The 16,957-nt window shown below is 70.2% G+C and carries 13 protein-coding genes; 8 read left to right on the top strand and 5 right to left on the bottom strand.

The window, feature by feature from the left end:
- Positions 1 to 56 precede the first annotated feature (56 nt).
- The 3 genes from ACSFA2_RS09445 (at position 57) to ACSFA2_RS09455 (ending at position 3,819) form a co-directional block, all read left to right on the top strand.
- Positions 57 to 1,559: a CYTH and CHAD domain-containing protein gene (locus tag ACSFA2_RS09445; RefSeq protein WP_435455071.1), complete on the top strand. Its 1,503-nt coding sequence runs from the start codon at positions 57 to 59 to the stop codon at positions 1,557 to 1,559.
- Positions 1,560 to 1,613: 54 nt separating this feature from the next.
- Positions 1,614 to 2,564 (top strand): FecR family protein, encoded by a 951-nt coding sequence (locus tag ACSFA2_RS09450; RefSeq protein WP_435455072.1) that lies wholly within the window; start codon positions 1,614 to 1,616, stop codon positions 2,562 to 2,564.
- A gap of 106 nt (positions 2,565 to 2,670) precedes the next feature.
- A complete protein-coding gene (locus ACSFA2_RS09455) occupies positions 2,671 to 3,819 on the top strand; it encodes a YihY/virulence factor BrkB family protein (RefSeq protein WP_435455073.1) in 1,149 nt (382 codons plus the stop codon).
- On the opposite strand, the gene ACSFA2_RS09460 is transcribed toward ACSFA2_RS09455, so the two are convergent.
- Complete coding sequence (locus ACSFA2_RS09460; RefSeq protein ID WP_435455074.1) at positions 3,803 to 4,747, bottom strand: alpha/beta fold hydrolase; 945 nt, start codon at positions 4,745 to 4,747, stop codon at positions 3,803 to 3,805. The two genes, ACSFA2_RS09455 and ACSFA2_RS09460, sit on opposite strands and share 17 nt — an antisense overlap.
- Positions 4,748 to 4,866: 119 nt before the next feature.
- Here ACSFA2_RS09460 and ACSFA2_RS09465 point away from each other — a divergent pair, with 119 nt between their 5' ends.
- Positions 4,867 to 5,781 carry a LysR family transcriptional regulator gene (locus ACSFA2_RS09465; protein ID WP_435455075.1) on the top strand — a complete coding sequence of 305 codons (915 nt, stop codon included), beginning with the start codon at positions 4,867 to 4,869 and terminating at the stop codon, positions 5,779 to 5,781.
- A 4-nt stretch (positions 5,782 to 5,785) separates the two neighbouring features.
- Here the strand turns inward: ACSFA2_RS09465 and ACSFA2_RS09470 are convergent, their stop codons facing one another.
- The 3 genes from ACSFA2_RS09470 to ACSFA2_RS09480 all read right to left on the bottom strand — a co-directional run bounded on the left by ACSFA2_RS09470 (position 5,786) and on the right by ACSFA2_RS09480 (position 9,862).
- Entirely contained in the window at positions 5,786 to 6,394 is a 609-nt protein-coding gene (locus ACSFA2_RS09470) for a hypothetical protein (protein WP_435455076.1), read from the bottom strand.
- 98 nt (positions 6,395 to 6,492) lie between these two features.
- Positions 6,493 to 7,284, bottom strand: coding sequence for a transglutaminase-like domain-containing protein (locus tag ACSFA2_RS09475; RefSeq protein ID WP_435455077.1), 792 nt, complete (start codon positions 7,282 to 7,284; stop codon positions 6,493 to 6,495).
- A 136-nt stretch (positions 7,285 to 7,420) separates the two neighbouring features.
- The gene (locus ACSFA2_RS09480; protein WP_435455078.1) at positions 7,421 to 9,862 is read right to left on the bottom strand and encodes a catalase; all 2,442 of its coding nucleotides are present in this window, start codon (positions 9,860 to 9,862) and stop codon (positions 7,421 to 7,423) included.
- Between the two features lie 136 nt (positions 9,863 to 9,998).
- Between ACSFA2_RS09480 and ACSFA2_RS09485 the strand changes: the two genes are divergently transcribed.
- From ACSFA2_RS09485 to ACSFA2_RS09500, 4 genes are all read left to right on the top strand, one after another.
- The gene (locus ACSFA2_RS09485) at positions 9,999 to 11,324 is read left to right on the top strand and encodes an Nramp family divalent metal transporter (RefSeq protein ID WP_435455079.1); all 1,326 of its coding nucleotides are present in this window, start codon (positions 9,999 to 10,001) and stop codon (positions 11,322 to 11,324) included.
- A 186-nt stretch (positions 11,325 to 11,510) separates the two neighbouring features.
- A complete protein-coding gene (locus tag ACSFA2_RS09490) occupies positions 11,511 to 12,017 on the top strand; it encodes a (2Fe-2S)-binding protein (RefSeq protein WP_435455080.1) in 507 nt (168 codons plus the stop codon).
- On the top strand, positions 12,014 to 14,269 hold the full coding sequence (locus tag ACSFA2_RS09495; protein ID WP_435455081.1) for a xanthine dehydrogenase family protein molybdopterin-binding subunit: 2,256 nt from the start codon (positions 12,014 to 12,016) through the stop codon (positions 14,267 to 14,269). Before ACSFA2_RS09490 ends, ACSFA2_RS09495 begins: the two co-directional genes overlap by 4 nt.
- The gene (locus ACSFA2_RS09500; protein WP_435455082.1) at positions 14,266 to 15,573 is read left to right on the top strand and encodes a c-type cytochrome; all 1,308 of its coding nucleotides are present in this window, start codon (positions 14,266 to 14,268) and stop codon (positions 15,571 to 15,573) included. The genes ACSFA2_RS09495 and ACSFA2_RS09500 overlap by 4 nt, the downstream gene beginning before the upstream one ends.
- A gap of 37 nt (positions 15,574 to 15,610) precedes the next feature.
- Here ACSFA2_RS09500 and ACSFA2_RS09505 read toward each other — a convergent pair whose 3' ends face one another.
- Positions 15,611 to 16,954 carry an aminotransferase-like domain-containing protein gene (locus ACSFA2_RS09505; RefSeq protein WP_435455083.1) on the bottom strand — a complete coding sequence of 448 codons (1,344 nt, stop codon included), beginning with the start codon at positions 16,952 to 16,954 and terminating at the stop codon, positions 15,611 to 15,613.
- Positions 16,955 to 16,957: the final 3 nt, after the last annotated feature.

Below are 16,957 nucleotides of genomic sequence, written 5' to 3' on the forward strand. Positions count from 1 at the left end.
GGCTGCGTCGGACGTGCGACGATGCCACGAGTCCGCCGTCCTTGCCGAGACACGCCATGGAAATCGAGTTCAAGTTCCACATCCCCGCCGAGCGGCTGAAGACGCTCGAAGCCGCCGTGCGCCGCGCGCCGGTGCAGCGCACCCGCCTGCGCGCGCGCTATTTCGACACCGCCGACGGCACGCTGGCCGCGCACGGCGCCGTGCTCCGGCTGCGCCAGGAGGGCCGGCGCTGGGTGCAGACGGCCAAGGCGCTGGGCGACAGCCCGCTGCATCGCCTGGAACACAACGTCGATCTCGGCCTGGCCCGTGCCGGCGCGGCGCCGATGCCCGACGTGCAGCGCCACGCAGGCACGCCGGTGGGCGACACGCTGGCGCGGCTGCTCGCCGACGCGGGCCAGCCGCTCGTCGAAACCTACGGCACCGACATCTGGCGCCTCACGCGCGCGCTGCGCACCCCCGGCGCGGTGGTCGAGCTGGCGCTGGACACCGGCACCATCACCGCCCACCCGGCCGATGGCGGCGCGCCGCGGATGGCCGCCGTCTGCGAGCTGGAGCTGGAGCTGGTGAGCGGCAAGGTCGAGGGCCTGGTCGCGCTGGCCTATCGCTGGTCGCAGCAGCACCGACTGTGGTTCGACACGGTGTCGAAGGCCGAGCGGGGCGAGCGGCTGCTGGCTGGGATTGCGCGCGGTCCGGCAATGAAGGCGACCGCCCCTCGCCACGCCACGGGCGACGGCTTTCCGTCGGGGCCGGCGCTGCAGCGGGCGGTGGTCGCCGCCTGCCTCGCGCAGATCCTGCCGAACGCCAGCGAGGTGGCGGCCGGCAGCGACGACGCCGAGCACATCCACCAGCTGCGCGTCGGCATCCGCCGCCTGCGCACCGCCCTGCGCGAACTTGACGCGCTCGGCACGGGCTTCGATCCGGCCTGGGAGACGCCGCTGGTGGCGGCCTTTCGCGCCCTCGGAGCCCACCGCGACGCGGACATCGCGACCGGGATCGTCGCCCCCGGCCTGCGCGCGGCCGACGCGCCGGACATCACGCTGCCGGCCGACGCGACCGAGGCGCCGTCGCCCGGCACCGTGGTGCGCAGCCCGGGCTTCCAGGCGGCGCTGGTCGGGCTGATCGGTTTCGCGGCGCAGCCGCTGCCGCCGGAGGACATGGCGCCGGCCGAGGCGCGCCGCCACCTGCGCGAACGGCTGCAGGCGCTGCACGACCGCGCATGCAAGGATGGCAAGCGCTTCGACACGCTCGATATCGCCGCGCGACACACGGTGCGCAAGCGCCTCAAGCGGCTGCGCTACCTGGCCGAGTTCGTCGCGCCGCTGTTCGACGCCGCACGGGCCGGGCGCTACCTCCAGCGCCTCGCCCCGGCGCAGGACGCGCTGGGCCGGGCCAACGACGAGCAGGTGGCGCTCGAGGTCTACCGCGCCGCCGCCGCGAGCGACCCGCGTGCCTGGTTCGCGGTCGGCTGGTTGAGTGCTCGACAGGCGGAAGGCGTACAGACAAGCCGCCGCGCGCTGCGCAAAATGGCCGATGCCCCGCGCTTCTGGAAAAAGCGGTAACGGGCCTGCCGGCGCCACGCCGCCCGCCCCTGGTCCGCGTTTCGTCGAGCTCGTATGAACCCTCTCTCCGATTTCTGGAAGAAAAAGAACGTTCCGGGCCGGCCGTCGGACACCCCACGCGACGCTGCGCCCGCTGCCGTCCCTGACCCGGCCACCGTGGAGCCACCGGCGCCGCCCCGGTCGCACCGCTACGACTACGAGCCGCCCGCGATCGCGTTCCTCGGCGTGCCGAGGCTGGACGAGGTCGAGGCATTGGGCGCTACGCGTGCCGGTCGGCCGGCACTGGCGGCCGCCGTGGTGCTGGCCGTGACGGCCGGCCTGTGGTGGTCGAACGAGCGCTTCGACGCGGCAACCGGCGTTGGCGAAAGCCGAACCATGCGTCTGACCGACGGCAGCCAGCTGCAGCTCGACACCGACACCGCCGTGGACATCGAGGTCGGGGACAGGGAGCGCCGCGTCGACCTGGCGCGGGGTGGGATCTATGTCGAGACAGCATCGGCGGCCCTGCGCCCGCTGCTGATCGACGCGAGCGTCGGGCAGGTACGGGTGCACGACGGCGCGTTGTCGGTGCGGCGTGACCTCGACGGCACCGTGGCCGTCGCGGTCGAGCGCGGCGAGGCCGAGGTCGTGGGCACCGCGCTGGACGCACCCGCCGTGCTGCGCGCAGGGGACGTCCTGCGCTTCGACCGGCGCACGCATTCGGGTGTGCGGCATGAAGAGGCGCCACGCGCACTGGCCTGGCGCCAGGGCGAGCTTCAGTTCGAGAACGAGGCGCTGGGCCGGGTGATGGACGAAGTGCGCCGCTACGACCGGCGCCTCTGGTACGGGCCGGCCGGTGCGGTGGCCGAGACGCGGTTGAGCACCGTGGTGGCCTTCGACCACATCGACGATTGGCTCGACACGCTGCCCCAGACCCTGCCGCTGGACATCGTCCGCGTCGGCCCGGTGGTCTGGGCCCGGGAGCGCGGGGTGCCGGTGGCGCGACCTGTCGAGGCCTCGCGCTGAGTCCGGGGCGGCGCGGTCCCCGCCTACTTCAGCTTCCGCGCTTGGCGCATCGGCAGCGCCTTCCGGGCATTCACAGTGGGCGTCATTCCCTCGCGATGGTCGCCCCATGAAGCCTTCCCAACTCGTCAACCTTTGTCGGAAGGCCGTCAACGCCTGGATCGACGACTTCGCGCCCAGCATGGGCGCGTCGATTTCGTACTACACCGTGTTCTCGCTGGCGCCACTGCTGGTGATCGTGATCGCCATCGCAGGCGCGATCTTCGGGCGCGAGGCGGTGCAGGGCGAAATCGTTTCGCAGCTGCAGGGGCTGATCGGCCGCGACGGCGCGCTCGCGGTGCAGGGCATGATCCAGAGCGCCAACGAGCCCGGCAAGGGGCTGGTGGCCGGCGGCATCAGCATCGTCGTGCTGCTGGTCGGCGCGACCACTGTCTTCGCCGAGCTGCAGAGCTCGCTCGACCGCATCTGGCACGTGCCTGCGGCCGAGAAGCCCAGCGGCGTGTGGGCGGTGCTGCGGGCGCGCGTGCTGTCCTTCGGGCTCATCCTGGGCCTGGTCTTCCTGCTGATGGTGTCGTTGCTCGTCAGCGCGGCGGTGGCGGCTTTCGGTGGCTGGGCCGGCGGGCTTCTGCCGGGATCGGAAATCCTGCTGCTGGCATTGAACACCGCAATCTCGGTAGGCATCACCACCGTGCTCTTCGCGATGATCTACAAGCTGATGCCGACCGCCAGCATCGCCTGGCGCGACGTGTGGGTCGGCGCGGTGGTCACGGCCGTGCTCTTCGAGATCGGCAAGACGCTGATCGGCCTGTACCTCGGCAAGAGCGGCGTGGCCGAGACTTTCGCCGCGGCGGGCTCGCTGGTGGTGCTGCTGGCCTGGGTCTATTACGCCGCGCAGGTCTTCTTGCTGGGGGCCGAATTCACCAAGGTGTATGCCGACGAGCACGGCTCGGTCGCCGGCGCCAAGGCTGTCGCGAGCACGCAGGCCACGGCAGCGGCGGCCGAGGCGGGCACCGACGCCGCGCCGGCCGCCATCGCTGCCGGCGCGGTAGCGCAGGCCGGCACGCGACCGCGCGCCTCGCAGGCGCGGCTCGCCCGGACGACCGCCATGCAGCGCGACATCGAACGCCACATGCACGAGCGGTCGGCCGCCCTGGTGCGCCAGGTGTTGCTGCTGGTGGTGGCAGCGGCCGCGAGTTCGGCGGCCACGCGCTGGCAGAAGCGCCAGCGCAAGGCGGCGAAGCTCAGCCGAGGAACTTGACCAGCGCCGGGATCACCTGCTCGGGCGCTTCTTCCATCAGCCAGTGGCCCGAGCCCTTGACGATCACGCCTTCGACGTTCGTCGCCACCAGCTTGCCCTGGTCGATCAGGAAGCTGCCGCCGGCCTTCTCGCCGGAGAGCACCAGCATCGGCATGGGCAGCGGCGTCTTGCCCAGTTCGGCGAAGTCCGCCGCGTCGCGCTCGAAGGCCTTGAAGTACTCGAAGCCGGCGCGCATGCCGCCCGGTTGTGCATAGGCCTTGGCGTAGAGGCGGCGGTCGGCTTCGGGCACCGAGTGCTTCGGGTCGGCCGCGAAGTCGTTCCAGAAGTGTTCGAAGTAGGTGCGTTCGCGACCCTTCACCAGCGCCAGCGGCGTGGTGCCGTGGAAGTGGAAGTGCCACAGGTCGCGCAGCAGCCAGACGTTCTGCCATGGGCCGATGCCGGGGAGGAAGGCGTCCATGAGCACCACGCGCTCGGTCTCGGCCGGGAACTGCGCGGCGTACGCGTAGGCCACCATCAGGCCGATGTCGTGGCCGACGATGCTGGCCTTGGCGATGCCGAGCGACTTCACCAGTTCGTGGATGTCGACGGCCATGTTCTTCTTCTCGTAGCCGGTCTCGGGCTTGGCCGAGTCGCCGGCGCCACGCAGGTCGGGAACGATCACGGTGTGGGTCTTGGCCAGCAGCGGCATCAGCGGGTTCCACATGTGGCCGGTTTCGGCATAGCCGTGCAGCAGCACGACGGCCGGACCGCTGCCGCCGATGCGGTAGTGGATGCGCGTGCCGTTGACCTCGGCGCTGCGCGATCGGAAGCCCGTGACAGCGTCGGCAGCCGGCGCGGCGTGCGCCGTGCCGCCGAGGGTCAGCGCGGCGCCGAGGCCGGCGGCGCCGGCGATCAGGGCGCGGCGGGTGGGAAGGGTGTCGGTGGTCATGGTGAAAGTCCTTTCGATGGGTGGTGAAGCGATGGGGTGAATTTAGGATTCAGCTTCGCTTTCAAGAAGGCCCCAAAACTGCTCTACTCATTCAGCTTTTGTGAATGATTGGAGCGGCCATGGACCGATTGAGAGCCTTCGAAGTCTTCGTCACCGTGGTGGCGCGCGGCAGCTTCACCAAGGCGGCCGATGCGCTCGACACCTCGCCGGCCAACGTGACGCGCTACGTCAACGACCTGGAGGCGCACCTGGGCACGCGCCTGCTCAACCGCAGCTCGCGCCGGCTGTCGCTCACGGAGGGCGGCGAGACGCTCTACGAGCGGGCGAAATCGATCCTCGAAGAGGTGGCCGAGACCGAGGCGCTGGCCAGCACGGCGTCGCTCAAGCCGCGCGGGCGGCTGCGCATCAACGCGCCGCTGAGCTTCGGCATCCTGGTGCTCGCGCCGCTGTGGCCGCGCTTCATGGCGAAGTACCCGGAGGTCGAACTGGACGTCGTGCTGATCGACCGCATCGTCGACATCGTGGAAGAGGGCTACGACCTGGCGATCCGCATCTCGCGCAGCGGCTCCACCAGCCACATCGCCCGCCGGCTGAGCCGTTCGCGCAACATCGTCTGTGCCTCACCGACCTACCTGGCTGCGCACGGCATGCCGCAGGTGCCGGCCGACCTCGCGCGGCATGTGTGCCTGGGCTACACCTACGGTGCCACCGCCGACGAATGGCAGTTCGTCGACGCGGCCGGCACCCCGCATTCGGTGAAGGTGCGATGGGCCATGCGCGCCAACAACGGCGACACCGCACGGGCGGCCGCGCTGGCCGGCGCCGGCGTGATCTGGCAGCCCAGCTTCCTGATCGGCGAGGACGTGCGCGCCGGCCGTCTGGTCGAGGTGCTGCCGGGCTTTCGCATGCCCGACATCGACATCCAGGCCATCTACGCCAGCCGCCGCCACCTGAGCGCCAAGGTGCGCGTGATGGTGGACTTCCTGGCCGACACGCTGGCGGGCACGCCGGCGTGGGATGCGCCCATGCCGTGAGCGTTCAGTCCGGGTTCTCGACGCGCCGCAGCGTGGCCAGGTCGATCGGCCCGTGCTGGCTCGAGAAGCACAAGGGGCCGGCGCCGCCCTGCTGCTGCGCCACGCCGCCGATGCGGTGGTCGTCGGTGTCGTAGAGCGTGACCTCGCCGTCGCGCTCGACGGCCAGGCGGCGCTGCTCGGGGAACCAGGCATAGCGGATGCCGTTCTGCGCGCCGCTACTCGCGGGGGTAGACAGACCGGCGGGCCACCAGTGCACCGACAGCCGCCGGGGCGGCTCCGCCGCCCATTCCGGATGGGCGGCCAACAGCTGCGAGAGTTCGTCGCACAGGGCGCCCACGCGCAGCGCGAGGGCGTCGTTGAAGATGTCGCCGACCACGATCATCCCGCCGCGCAGCCACTGGCCGTTGCCACCGAATTCCGCATGGTCGAAGTGCGCCATGTGGCCCTGCCCGCGGCGCAGCGACTCCCACATCGCGTGCACCGCATTGCGGGCAAATCCATGCTGGCGGGCGATGCCGGCCAATGCGTCCGCCAGGGCGGCGAGCTGCTGGGTGGAGGGCGTCGAGGCGGCGCCGAGGGTCCCGCTCGGTCGTTCTTGTTCTTCTTTTCTCATGGCCCGACCCTAGACGTTTCCGTCTGCGGGCGGTGTGAGCCGAGGTCGCGTCGACGGGCCGGTACAGGCCGACGCCCCCGCTGCCGGAACCGTCGTCGTCAGCGTGCCGTGTCGAGTTGCTTGACCGCCACATGCATCTCGCCCATCTCGAGCGGGCCGTAGTTCGACACGAAGGCCACGTCGGCGGCGTCGCGGCCGTACGCCACCACGATGCGGCCGCCGCGCGGCGTGCTCTGCGTCGCGTCGAAGGTGTACCAGCGTCCATCGACGAAGGCTTCGAACCAGGCGTGCATGTCCATCGGGTCGAGTTCGTGCAGGTAGCCGACCACGACGCGCGCCGGGATCTTCAACGCGCGCGTCAGCGACACGCCGATGTGCGAGAAGTCGCGGCACACGCCAGCGCCGTGCCCCAGCGTGTCGAGCGCGTCGGTGGTGGCGTCGCTCACGCCGTAGCGGTATTCGATGTTCTGGTGGATCCAGGCGCGAATGGCCTCGACCTGGTCATAGCCTGGCAGCGCATCGCCGACAATCTCGCGCGCCTTCGCCTCCATCTTGTCGGACGGGCAGTAGCGGCTTTGCAGCAGGTACAGCAGCGCATCGTCGGGCAGTGACGCGATGGGCGTGGCCGGCGCGCCGGGCGTCACGCGGATGTGTTCTTCGGTCTCCATCACCATCTCGACCTCGATGCGCATCTCGCCCTGCGGGATGGTCAGGCGCTGGCACAGGTTGCCGTAGCTGTCGACGTACTCGGTGGTGCGCACCCAGGGCGAGAGTTCGTACCGCTCGCTGATCATCCACTGCGCCATGCCGCTGCGCGGCCGGAGCATGGCGATCACGGGGCAATCCTCCGCCGCCTTGACGGTCATGGTGCAGTTGGCCTGGAGCTTCATTCGGTGCTTTTCACAAAGATGGGAATGAGGCCCAGGGTGCCACGTCGGCATGGCGCCTGCGTGACCGCCAATGCCTACAGCTGCGGTCGGACGCCAGCGGCGCGACGGAAAACCGCCGCACCGCCGCGTCGATCGCTCAGACGCGCGGCGGGTCGGTGTCGCGTGCCGTGTGGCGGTGCATGCCGACAGCCGCGATGAAGTCGACCGTGGCACCGGCAATGTCCGCACCGTCCGCCAGGATCAGGCCGGGGTCGGCGGCGCCGTCGGGCAGCGTCAGCGGGATGCCCGCTTCGCCCAGCAGCGCCTGTGAGGCACCGAGCGCGAGGAGGGTCTTGCAGTGGCGATACTGATCCTTGATGAAGTCCATCGTGTGGCCCACCGCCGCCAGGGCTTCGGCTGCGGCCTGGCCATCGGGCAGCACCAGCGCGTCGAACAGGAAGCCGGGACTGTTCTCCATCGTCGCATCGGGTTCGAGCTTCTGGCCGTCGGCCGATGTCACGGTGCCGAGCTTGGCCGCGACCATGCGGGGCACGGCGCCGGCATCGAGCAGGGCGGCCTGCAAGGTGGCGAGCGATGCGCCATCCACGCCGTCGGCGACCAGCAGCGCGATCTTGCGCGAGCGGATGCCACCGTCACCGGTGCGCGCCATCAGCGACAGCGCCGGCGAGGTGTCGACCTCGGGCGTCACGGGCGTTTCGAGGGCCAGCGGCAGCGGCGCGGGCAGCTCCATGCCGAGACCGTCGGCCACCTTGGCGGCAAGGTCCTGCGACACGTTCAGCAGACCCGCGACCATGCGCTGGCGCACCGCCGGCACGGTGACCTTCGACAGCTCGAAGCGGAAGGCGGCCACGATGTGGGCCTGCTCCACCGGCGTCTGGCTCGCGAAAAAAAGCTTGGCCTGCGTGTAGTGGTCGGCGAACTTCTCCGGCTTGGCGCGCACCTTGTCGCTCGAGGCTTGCGCGTCGATGCGGCGCGCCACGCTGGTGAAGCCCTGCGCGGCACCGGCCTGGAACGGGCAGCCACCGGCCAGCGAATTCGGTTCGTAGGCCACACGACCGCGGTTGATCGCCTGCCGGTGCATGCCGTCGCGCTGGTTGTTGTGCACCGGTGCGACCGGGGCGTTGATCGGCAGTTCGTGGAAGTTCGGGCCGCCCAGGCGGCTGATCTGCGTGTCGACGTACGAATGGATGCGGCCGGCCAGCAGCGGGTCGTTCGAGAAGTCGATGCCCGGCACCACGTGCGCGGTGCAGAACGCGACCTGCTCGGTCTCGGCAAAGAAGTTGTCGGGGTTGCGGTTGAGCACCATGCGCCCGACGATCTGCACCGGCACCAGTTCTTCCGGCACGATCTTGGTCGCGTCGAGGATGTCGAAGCTGAAGCTCTCGGCCTGCTCCTCGGTGAAGATCTGCAGGCCCAGTTCCCATTCGGGGTACTCGCCCGCATCGATGGCTTCCCACAGGTCGCGGCGGTGGTAGTCCGGGTCGGCGCCGGAGATCTTCACCGCCTCGTCCCACACCAGCGAATGGGTGCCCAGCTTGGGTTGCCAGTGGAACTTGACGAAGACCGACTCGCCCGCCTCGTTCACCAGCCGGAAGCTGTGCACGCCGAAGCCCTGCATCATCCGGTAGCTGCGCGGGATGGCGCGGTCGCTCATCTGCCACAGCAGCATGTGGGTCGACTCGGGCATCAGCGAGGCGAAGTCCCAGAAGGTGTCGTGCGCCGAGGCCGCCTGCGGCATGCCATGGTGCGGTTCGGGCTTGACGGCGTGGATCAGGTCTGGGAACTTGATCGCGTCCTGAATGAAGAAGACCGGCATGTTGTTGCCCACCAGGTCCCAGTTGCCTTCGTCGGTGTAGAACTTGACGGCGAAGCCGCGCACGTCGCGCGCCGTGTCCTTGGAGCCGCGCTCGCCCGCCACGGTCGAGAAGCGCACGAACACCGGCGTGATCTTGCCGGCTTCCTGGAACGGTGCGGCCTTGGTGTATTTCGTGAGCGGTTCGTAGGCCTCGAAGAAGCCATGCGCGCCCGAACCCCGTGCATGCACGATGCGCTCGGGAATGCGCTCGTGGTCGAAGTGCGTGATCTTCTCGCGCAGGATGAAGTCTTCCAGCAACACCGGCCCACGGGCGCCGGCCTTCAGCGAGTTCTGGTTGTCGGCGACGGGCACGCCCTGGTTGGTCGTGAGGCGCTGGCCGCTCGAATCGACGCGCACGCGGTTGAGCGTGTCGATGGTGGCATTCACGCCTTCGGCGGCCACGGTGCCGGTCTTCTCAGAAGCATTGGATTCCGACAGCGTGCTGCCGCCCGGCAGGCGCGAGGGCGGCGTGGCCGTCAGGCCCTGCGGTGCCTTCAGCGCATTGGCTTCGCCATGTTCCAGCGGCTTGTTGGTGTTGGCCGGCATCGCGGCAGCGAGCGCCTGCGTGTCGGCGGCTTTCTGCGCGGGCAGGTCGCCCGGCGCGGCGCCCGGCGGTGCCGGGTGCGCGGGGCCGCTGTCGGTGTTGCGGGCGGCGGCCTTGGCGGTGTGGGTGGTGACGGGATCGACGGGCGATCGAGACGGAGCGCGAGGGGTTTTGGCCATGGTGGGGTTCTTTGGAAATGGACGGCGGTTCAGGGGCTGTTCAGCTTGAGCAGCATTGAAAGTAGGCAAGCCCCGATGGCCTCCGCGTAGGACGCCGCGCCTCCTTTGCCGCCGCGCGCACCTATCATCGGGCGCCATGTTTTCGCTGCCACGCACCGCCACCGCGCCCTTCTGCCCTTCCGAAGTCAAAGGCAGCGTCGCCGTCGACGCCGGGCTGCCCTTCCACAAGAAGCTCTGGCGCTACGCCGGCCCCGGCCTGCTGGTGTCGGTCGGCTACATGGACCCGGGCAACTGGGCCACTGACATCGAGGCGGGCTCCCGCTTCGGCTACGGCCTGCTCTTCGTCGTACTGCTCGCCAGCCTGGCGGCGATGCTGCTGCAGACGCTGTGCGTGCGGCTCGGCCTGGTGGCGCAGAAGGACCTGGCGCGCGCCTGCCGCGAGCGCTATTCGCCCGCCGTCAACCGCTTCCTGTGGCTGGGCGCGGAACTCGCCATCGTGGCCTGCGACCTGGCCGAGGTGCTGGGCAGCGCACTGGCGCTGCATCTGCTCTTCGGTGTGTCGATCCCGGTCGGCATCGCGATCACCGCCTTCGACACGCTGCTGGTGCTGGGCCTGCAGGGCGCGGGCTTCCGCCGCGTCGAAGCCATTGTTCTGGGCCTGGTGACGACCATCGCCGGCTGCTTTGCCGTCGAACTGGCGATGTCGCAGCCCAACTGGTTCGGCGTCGCGATGGGCTTCGCGCCCAGCCTGGAGCGGCTGCAGCATCCCGGCGCGCTGTACCTGGCGATCGGCATCGTCGGCGCGACCGTGATGCCGCACAACCTGTACCTGCACTCGTCCATCGTGCAGACGCGGCTGGTGGCCAAGACAGATGCCGCACGGCGCGAGGCGGTGCGCTTCTGCACGCTCGACGCGGTGGTGTCGCTGTCGCTGGCGCTGCTGGTCAACGCGGCCATCATGGTGCTGGCCGCCAGCGCGTTCAACGCGAACGGCCACCGCGAGGTCGCGGACATCGAGGACGCTTACCACCTGATCGAGCCGCTGGTCGGCAGCGCGCTTGCCGCCACGCTCTTCGGCATCGCGCTGCTCGCCTCGGGCCAGAGCTCGACCTTCACCGGCACCATCGCCGGCCAGATCATCATGGAAGGCTTCCTCGATTTGAAGATCCCGTGCTGGCAGCGCCGCCTGATCACCCGTGCGCTGGCGCTGGTACCCGCCTTCGTCGGCGTCTGGTGGCTCGGCGACGGCGCCATCGGCAAGATGCTGGTGGCGAGCCAGGTGGTGCTGAGCTTCCAGCTGCCCTTCGCGATCTGGCCGCTGGTGCGCTTCACCAGCGACCGCGCGCTGATGGGCGATTACGCCAACGGCATCGCGTTGAAGACGGTGGCCTGGTCGCTGTTCGGCGTGATCAGCGTTGCGAACGTGTGGCTGGTGGTGACGGTGATGGGCGGCCTGGGCTGACCCACCGTCGGCGTCTTCTACCAGCTTTGCGCTGCCTCCGACGAGGCAGGCGCGCATCGTCCGATGGACGTTCTGCGGCTCTCTCGGGCGTCGTGCACCAGCGCGTGAAAAAGAGGCGAGACTGCAAGGGCACCATAAATACAAGTGGGCGCATCACCCGACCGCGCCCACGACACGAGGAATCCCATGATCGATCTCAACATCAACGGCAAGCCCCATGCCGTGAACGTTCCCCAGGACATGCCTCTGCTCTGGGTCTTGCGCGACGTCGTGGGCCTGACCGGCACCAAGTTCGGCTGCGGCATCGCGCAGTGCGGCGCCTGCACGGTGCACCTCGACGGGCAGCCGGTCCGCTCGTGCGTGCTGCCGGTCGGCGCGGTCGGCACGAAGCCCATCACCACCATCGAGGGCGTGGCCCAGACGGCCAGCGGCCAACAGGTGCAGAAGGCCTGGCTCGACGTCGACGTGGTGCAATGCGGCTACTGCCAGTCGGGCCAGATCATGTCGGCGGCGGCACTGCTCAAGCGCGTGCCGAACCCGAGCGATGCCGACATCGACCTCGCCATGGCGGGCAACGTCTGCCGCTGCGCGACCTACGTGCGCATCCGCGCGGCCATCAAGCAGGCGGCCACGGGCAAGCCCGAGGTGCTGCAGTCGATCGTTTCCATGCCGGCGGCCAGGAGCGCATCGTGAAAGCGCCCGCCACCGTCGATCGACGGACCCTGCTTCAGGCCGGCGGCCTGGCCATCGCCTTCACCTGGCTCGGCGGCGCCGGCAAGGCCGTGGCGGCGATCAACGCCCGGCAGCAGCCCGGCGACGCCGCCGCCGCGCTGGCTGACGGCAACCCGCCCTTTGCGCCCAATGCCTTCATCCGCGTGGACGCCGACGGCGGCGTGCGCCTGGTCATGCCCATGGCCGAGATGGGGCAGGGCATCTACACCGGCTCGGCGATGATGATCGCCGAAGAGCTGGGCGTGGAACTCGACCAGGTGCGCGTGGAGCATTCGCCGCCCGACGAAGCGCTCTATGGCATGCCGCTGCTGGGCGGCCAGATCACCGGTGGGTCGACCAGCACCCGCAGCACCTACGGCGTGCTGCGCGAAGCGGGCGCGGTGGCGCGCACGCTGCTGGTGGCGGCCGCCGCCGCGCAATGGAAGGTGGACCCGGCGAGCTGCACCGTCGCCCGCGGCGTGGTGAGCCATGCACCCTCGGGTCGGCAGCTGGGCTTCGGCGCCCTGGCGGCGAACGCGGCCAGGCTGCCGATGCCGGGCAAGGTCGCGCTCAAGGACCCGAAGGACTTCACCGTCATCGGCAAGCCCTTGCGGCGCGTCGATTCGCCCGACAAGGTGAATGGCACGTCGCAGTTCGGCATCGACATCCGGCTGCCCGGCATGAAGGTCGCGACGGTGCAGGCCTGCCCGACGCTCGGCGGCATGCTGGCGTCGGTCGACGACAAGGCGGCGCGCGCGGTGCCCGGCGTCATCGACGTGCTGCGCATCGCGAACGCGGTGGCCGTGGTCGGCGAGCACTTCTGGGCCGCCAAGCAGGGGCTCGATGCGCTGAAGATCCAGTGGACGCCGGGTGCGAACGCCGGCCTCACCACCCAAAAGCTGCGCGACGCGCTGGCCGACAGCCTGGCCAAGGGCAAGGCCATCGTCGGCCGCGAGGTCGGCCAACGGCCGGAGGGCACGGTGGTCGAGGCGACCTACCAGCTGCCCATGCTGGCGCATGCCCCGATGGAGCCGTTGAACACGACGGTGCATGTGAAGCCCGATCAGTGCGAGATCTGGGTCGGCACGCAGGTGCCCGCGCGCTGCGTGGCCGTCGCTGCCAAGATCACCGGCCTGCCCGCGGCCAAGGTCGTGCTGCACAACCAGTACCTGGGCGGCGGCTTCGGCCGGCGGCTGGAGACCGACTCGGTGGAACAGGCCGTGGCCTTCGCCAAGCAGGTGCCGTATCCGCTCAAGGTGGTCTGGACCCGCGAGGAAGACATCCGCCACGACGTCGTGCGCCCGATGTACCACGACAACATCTCCGCCGTGGTGGACGCGAACGGCAAGCTCGTCTGGTTCGGTGATCGCATCAGCGGCGGCACCGTGCTGGGCCGCTGGGCGCCGGCGTTCATGGGCAAGGACGGCATGGACGGCGACCTGATCGAATGCGTTGCCGAGCCGGCCTACGACTTTCCGAACCTGAAGGTCGAATGGGTGCGCCACGACATGCCGCCGGGCCTGGATGTGGGCTGGTGGCGCGGCGTGGGGCCGACGCACAACCTCTTCGTGCTCGAGAGCTTCATCGATGAACTGGCGCAGCGCGCCAAGCAGGACCCGGTGGCCTACCGGCGCGCCATGCTGCAGAAGAACCCGCGCACGCTGGCGGTGCTCGACCTGGCGGCCAGCAAGATGGGCTGGGGCCAGGGCACGCTGCCGGCACGCGTGGGCCGCGGTGTGGCGCTGGGCGACCCGTTCGGCAGCCGGGTCTGCGCCATGATCGAAGTCGAGGTCACGCCCCAGGGCGAGGTGCGGCTGCGGCGCGCCGTGGTGGCGCTCGACTGCGGCATCGCCATCAACCTGGGCTCGGTCGAAGCGCAGGTGCAGGGCGGGCTGCTGTTCGGGCTGAGTGCGGCGCTCTTCAACGAGATCACGATCGAGAACGGCGCGATCCAGCAGAGCAACTTCCATGACTACCGGAGCTTGCGGATCAACGAGACGCCGCCCGTCGAGGTCCATACCGTCAAGAGCGGCGAAGCGCCCGGCGGGCTCGGCGAGGTCGGCACGGCCATCGCCGCACCGGCACTGGCCAACGCCATCTTCGCCGCCACGGGCGTTCGTCTGCGGGCGCTGCCGGTGAACCGCGCCCTGCTGGTGCAGGACAAGGCGGCACTCAAGAAGAAGGTCGCCGATGCCCGCACAAGCGACATGCGTGCCGAAGGGAGCGCAGCATGAAGCGGCTTTCGATGGTGATCGTGGCGCTGCTGGTCGCAGGCGCTGCGCTCTACGTCTTCCTGACCCGCTCCGACACGTCGCCGGGCCAGGCCCCGGTGCTGGCCGGCGCGCCGGCCGATGCGGCGGTGCTGGTGCGCGGCGAGTACCTCACGAAGGCGGCGGACTGCATCGCCTGCCACACGGTCGCCGGTGGCAAGGGGCAGCCTTTTGCGGGCGGCGTGCCCTTCAAGCTGCCCTTCGGCACGATCTATTCGTCCAACATCACGGCCGACCCGGACACCGGCATCGGCCGATGGACCGACGACCAGTTCGTGCGCGCGGTGCACGACGGCGTGCGCAGCGACGGCCAGCGGCTGTACCCGGCGTTCCCGTACACCTCGTACACGCAGTTGAGCCGCAGCGACGTGCTGGCGATCAAGGCCTACCTCTTCAGCCTGCCGACGGTGAGCCAGCCGAACCAGCCCGCCGACCTGAGCTTTCCGTTCAACCAGCGCTGGGCCATGGGCTTCTGGAACGCGGCCTTCTTCAAGAGCGAGCGCTTCGTGGCCGACGCGGCCAAGCCAGCCGAATGGAACAAGGGCGCCTACCTGGCGACCGCGCTGGGGCATTGCGCCGAATGCCACACGCCGCGCAACCTGGCCTTCGCGATGGACAAGGGCAACGACCTGGCCGGCGCAGAACTGCAGGGCTGGCGCGCCTACAACATCACCTCGGACCCGAAGGCGGGCGTCGGTGCGTGGAGCGATGCGCAACTCGCCAGCTACCTGTCGACCGGCCATGCCGACGGACGCGGCTCGGCCGGCGGACCGATGGGTGAAGCCGTCGAGCACAGCCTGCAGCACCTGAAGGCGGAAGACGTGGCGGCACTGGTCACCTACCTGCGCAGCGTGCCGGCCCGCCAAGGCCAATCACCGATCGACATCGACCCAAAGGCGCCGTGGGCCGTGACGGCCAGCGCCGCGGCGCCGGCCGCTAACACGGCCGAAGGCCACGAGATGGGCTTGAAGCTGTTCGCGGCGGCGTGCGCCAGCTGCCACCAGTGGAACGGCAAGGGGCAGCAGACGCCGTACGCGGCGCTGCTCGGTACGCGCGGCGTGAACGACCCCGAGGGCGCGAACGTCACGCAGATGATCCTGCAGGGCGTGAACATGCATGTGGGGGAGCACCACGTGTACATGCCGGCCTTCGGCAAGGCCTACACCGACACCGAAGTCGCCGCCCTGTCCAACTACGTCATGGCGCAGTTCGGCAACAAGGCGGGGCGGGTCACGCCGGAGATGGTGGCGGCGCAACGCAAGAAGTGATCTGTGGTGGACGGCGCGGGCTGATGCGTCGGACGGGTCACCAAGGCTGCGCATCGATCGCGCGCCGCACCGTTTCCAAGGCGCTGCGCAGCGCGTCGAGGCTGACCGACCCCAGCGCCAGTCGCAGGGCATGCGGCACCTGCGCGGAGCTCGCGAAGGGCTCGGCCGTCGACACGGAGATCCCGTCGCGCATGAGGGCCGCGGCCAGCTGGTCGGCGCGCCGCTCTTCCGCCAGCGGGAGCCAGACGAAGTACGACGCCGGATGGCGCACGCTTCGCAGCCCGGCGAACACCTCGGCGGCGATCGTCTGCCGCGCCGCGGCGTCCTGCCGCTTCTGCGCCTCGAGGCGCGTGACGGTGCCGTCGTCGATCCAGCCGCAGGCGATGGCGGTCATCACGCCGGGCGTGTTCCAGGTGGTCGCCCGGATCGCGCGTTCGAGCGCCGGCACCCGGTCGCTCGGTGCCGCGACGAAGCCGACGCGCAGGCCGGTCGCGACGCTCTTGGACAGGCCCGAGACGTAGACCGTCGATTCGGGCGCCAGCACCGCCAGCGGCGGGGGCGGGTTCTCGGCGAGGAAGGCATAGGCCGCGTCTTCGATGATCAGCAGGCCGTGCCGGTGCGCGATCGCCACCAGCCGCCGCCGGCGGCTCGCGCTCATCACCCAGCCGAGCGGGTTGTGCAGCGTGGGCATCGCGTAGATGGCGCGCACGCGTCGGCGGCTGCACAGGCGCTCCAGCGCGTCCAGGTCGGGGCCCTGCCCGGCCGCTGGAATCGGTGCCAGCTCCAGGCGATGCGCCTCTGCCAGCACCTTGAAGCCGGGATAAGTCAGCGCATCGGTCGCGACCACGTCGCCCGGTTTCAGCAATGCCATCACGGTGATGGCCAGGCCCTGCTGGGCACCGTTGACGATCAGCACCTGATCGGCAGGGACCGTCAGGCCGCGGTCCGCGAGGTGGCGGGCCACGCTCGCGCGTTCGTGCGGGCGGCCGCCGTGCGGCTGGTAGCGCAACAGGGCTTCCAGGTCGCCACCTGCCGCGAGCTGGCGCAGGCCCTCGCGCAGCAGTTCGGCCTGGCCCGGCAGCGCGGGGTAGTTGAAGTTCAGGTCCACCAGGTCCACCAGGCCCGCCGCCGTGGCGTGCTGGTCGATGCCCTGGCCGGGCGAGAGCGCGCTCTCGCGCACGAAGGTGCCGCGCCCGGTCTCGCCGCTGACCAGCCCCATCGCTTCGAGCTCGGCGTAGACGCGCGTCGCGGTGACGAGCGCCAGGCCGTGCTGCGCGGCGAGCGCGCGATGGGTGGGCAGGCGCGTGCCCGGCGGGAGGCGGCCCGATCGGATGTCAGCGGCGAGCGCGTCGACCCATTGTTTGTAGCGAGCCAGAGCCATGAC

Source organism: Variovorax cryoconiti (assembly GCF_051216395.1).
In the GTDB taxonomy this organism is placed as follows: domain Bacteria; phylum Pseudomonadota; class Gammaproteobacteria; order Burkholderiales; family Burkholderiaceae_C; genus Variovorax.

Bases quoted from the DNA above. Each gene is read 5' to 3' on its own strand.
- ACSFA2_RS09455 (WP_435455073.1), top strand. From the start codon at position 2,671: ATGAAGCCTTCCCAACTCGTCAACCTTTGTCGGAAGGCCGTCAACGCC.
- ACSFA2_RS09445 (WP_435455071.1), top strand. From the start codon at position 57: ATGGAAATCGAGTTCAAGTTCCACATCCCCGCCGAGCGGCTGAAGACG.
- ACSFA2_RS09490 (WP_435455080.1), top strand. From the start codon at position 11,511: ATGATCGATCTCAACATCAACGGCAAGCCCCATGCCGTGAACGTTCCC.
- ACSFA2_RS09480 (WP_435455078.1), bottom strand. From the start codon at position 9,862: ATGGCCAAAACCCCTCGCGCTCCGTCTCGATCGCCCGTCGATCCCGTC.
- ACSFA2_RS09475 (WP_435455077.1), bottom strand. From the start codon at position 7,284: ATGAAGCTCCAGGCCAACTGCACCATGACCGTCAAGGCGGCGGAGGAT.
- ACSFA2_RS09505 (WP_435455083.1), bottom strand. From the start codon at position 16,954: ATGGCTCTGGCTCGCTACAAACAATGGGTCGACGCGCTCGCCGCTGAC.
- ACSFA2_RS09450 (WP_435455072.1), top strand. From the start codon at position 1,614: ATGAACCCTCTCTCCGATTTCTGGAAGAAAAAGAACGTTCCGGGCCGG.
- ACSFA2_RS09470 (WP_435455076.1), bottom strand. From the start codon at position 6,394: ATGAGAAAAGAAGAACAAGAACGACCGAGCGGGACCCTCGGCGCCGCC.
- ACSFA2_RS09500 (WP_435455082.1), top strand. From the start codon at position 14,266: ATGAAGCGGCTTTCGATGGTGATCGTGGCGCTGCTGGTCGCAGGCGCT.
- ACSFA2_RS09485 (WP_435455079.1), top strand. From the start codon at position 9,999: ATGTTTTCGCTGCCACGCACCGCCACCGCGCCCTTCTGCCCTTCCGAA.
- ACSFA2_RS09460 (WP_435455074.1), bottom strand. From the start codon at position 4,747: ATGACCACCGACACCCTTCCCACCCGCCGCGCCCTGATCGCCGGCGCC.
- ACSFA2_RS09465 (WP_435455075.1), top strand. From the start codon at position 4,867: ATGGACCGATTGAGAGCCTTCGAAGTCTTCGTCACCGTGGTGGCGCGC.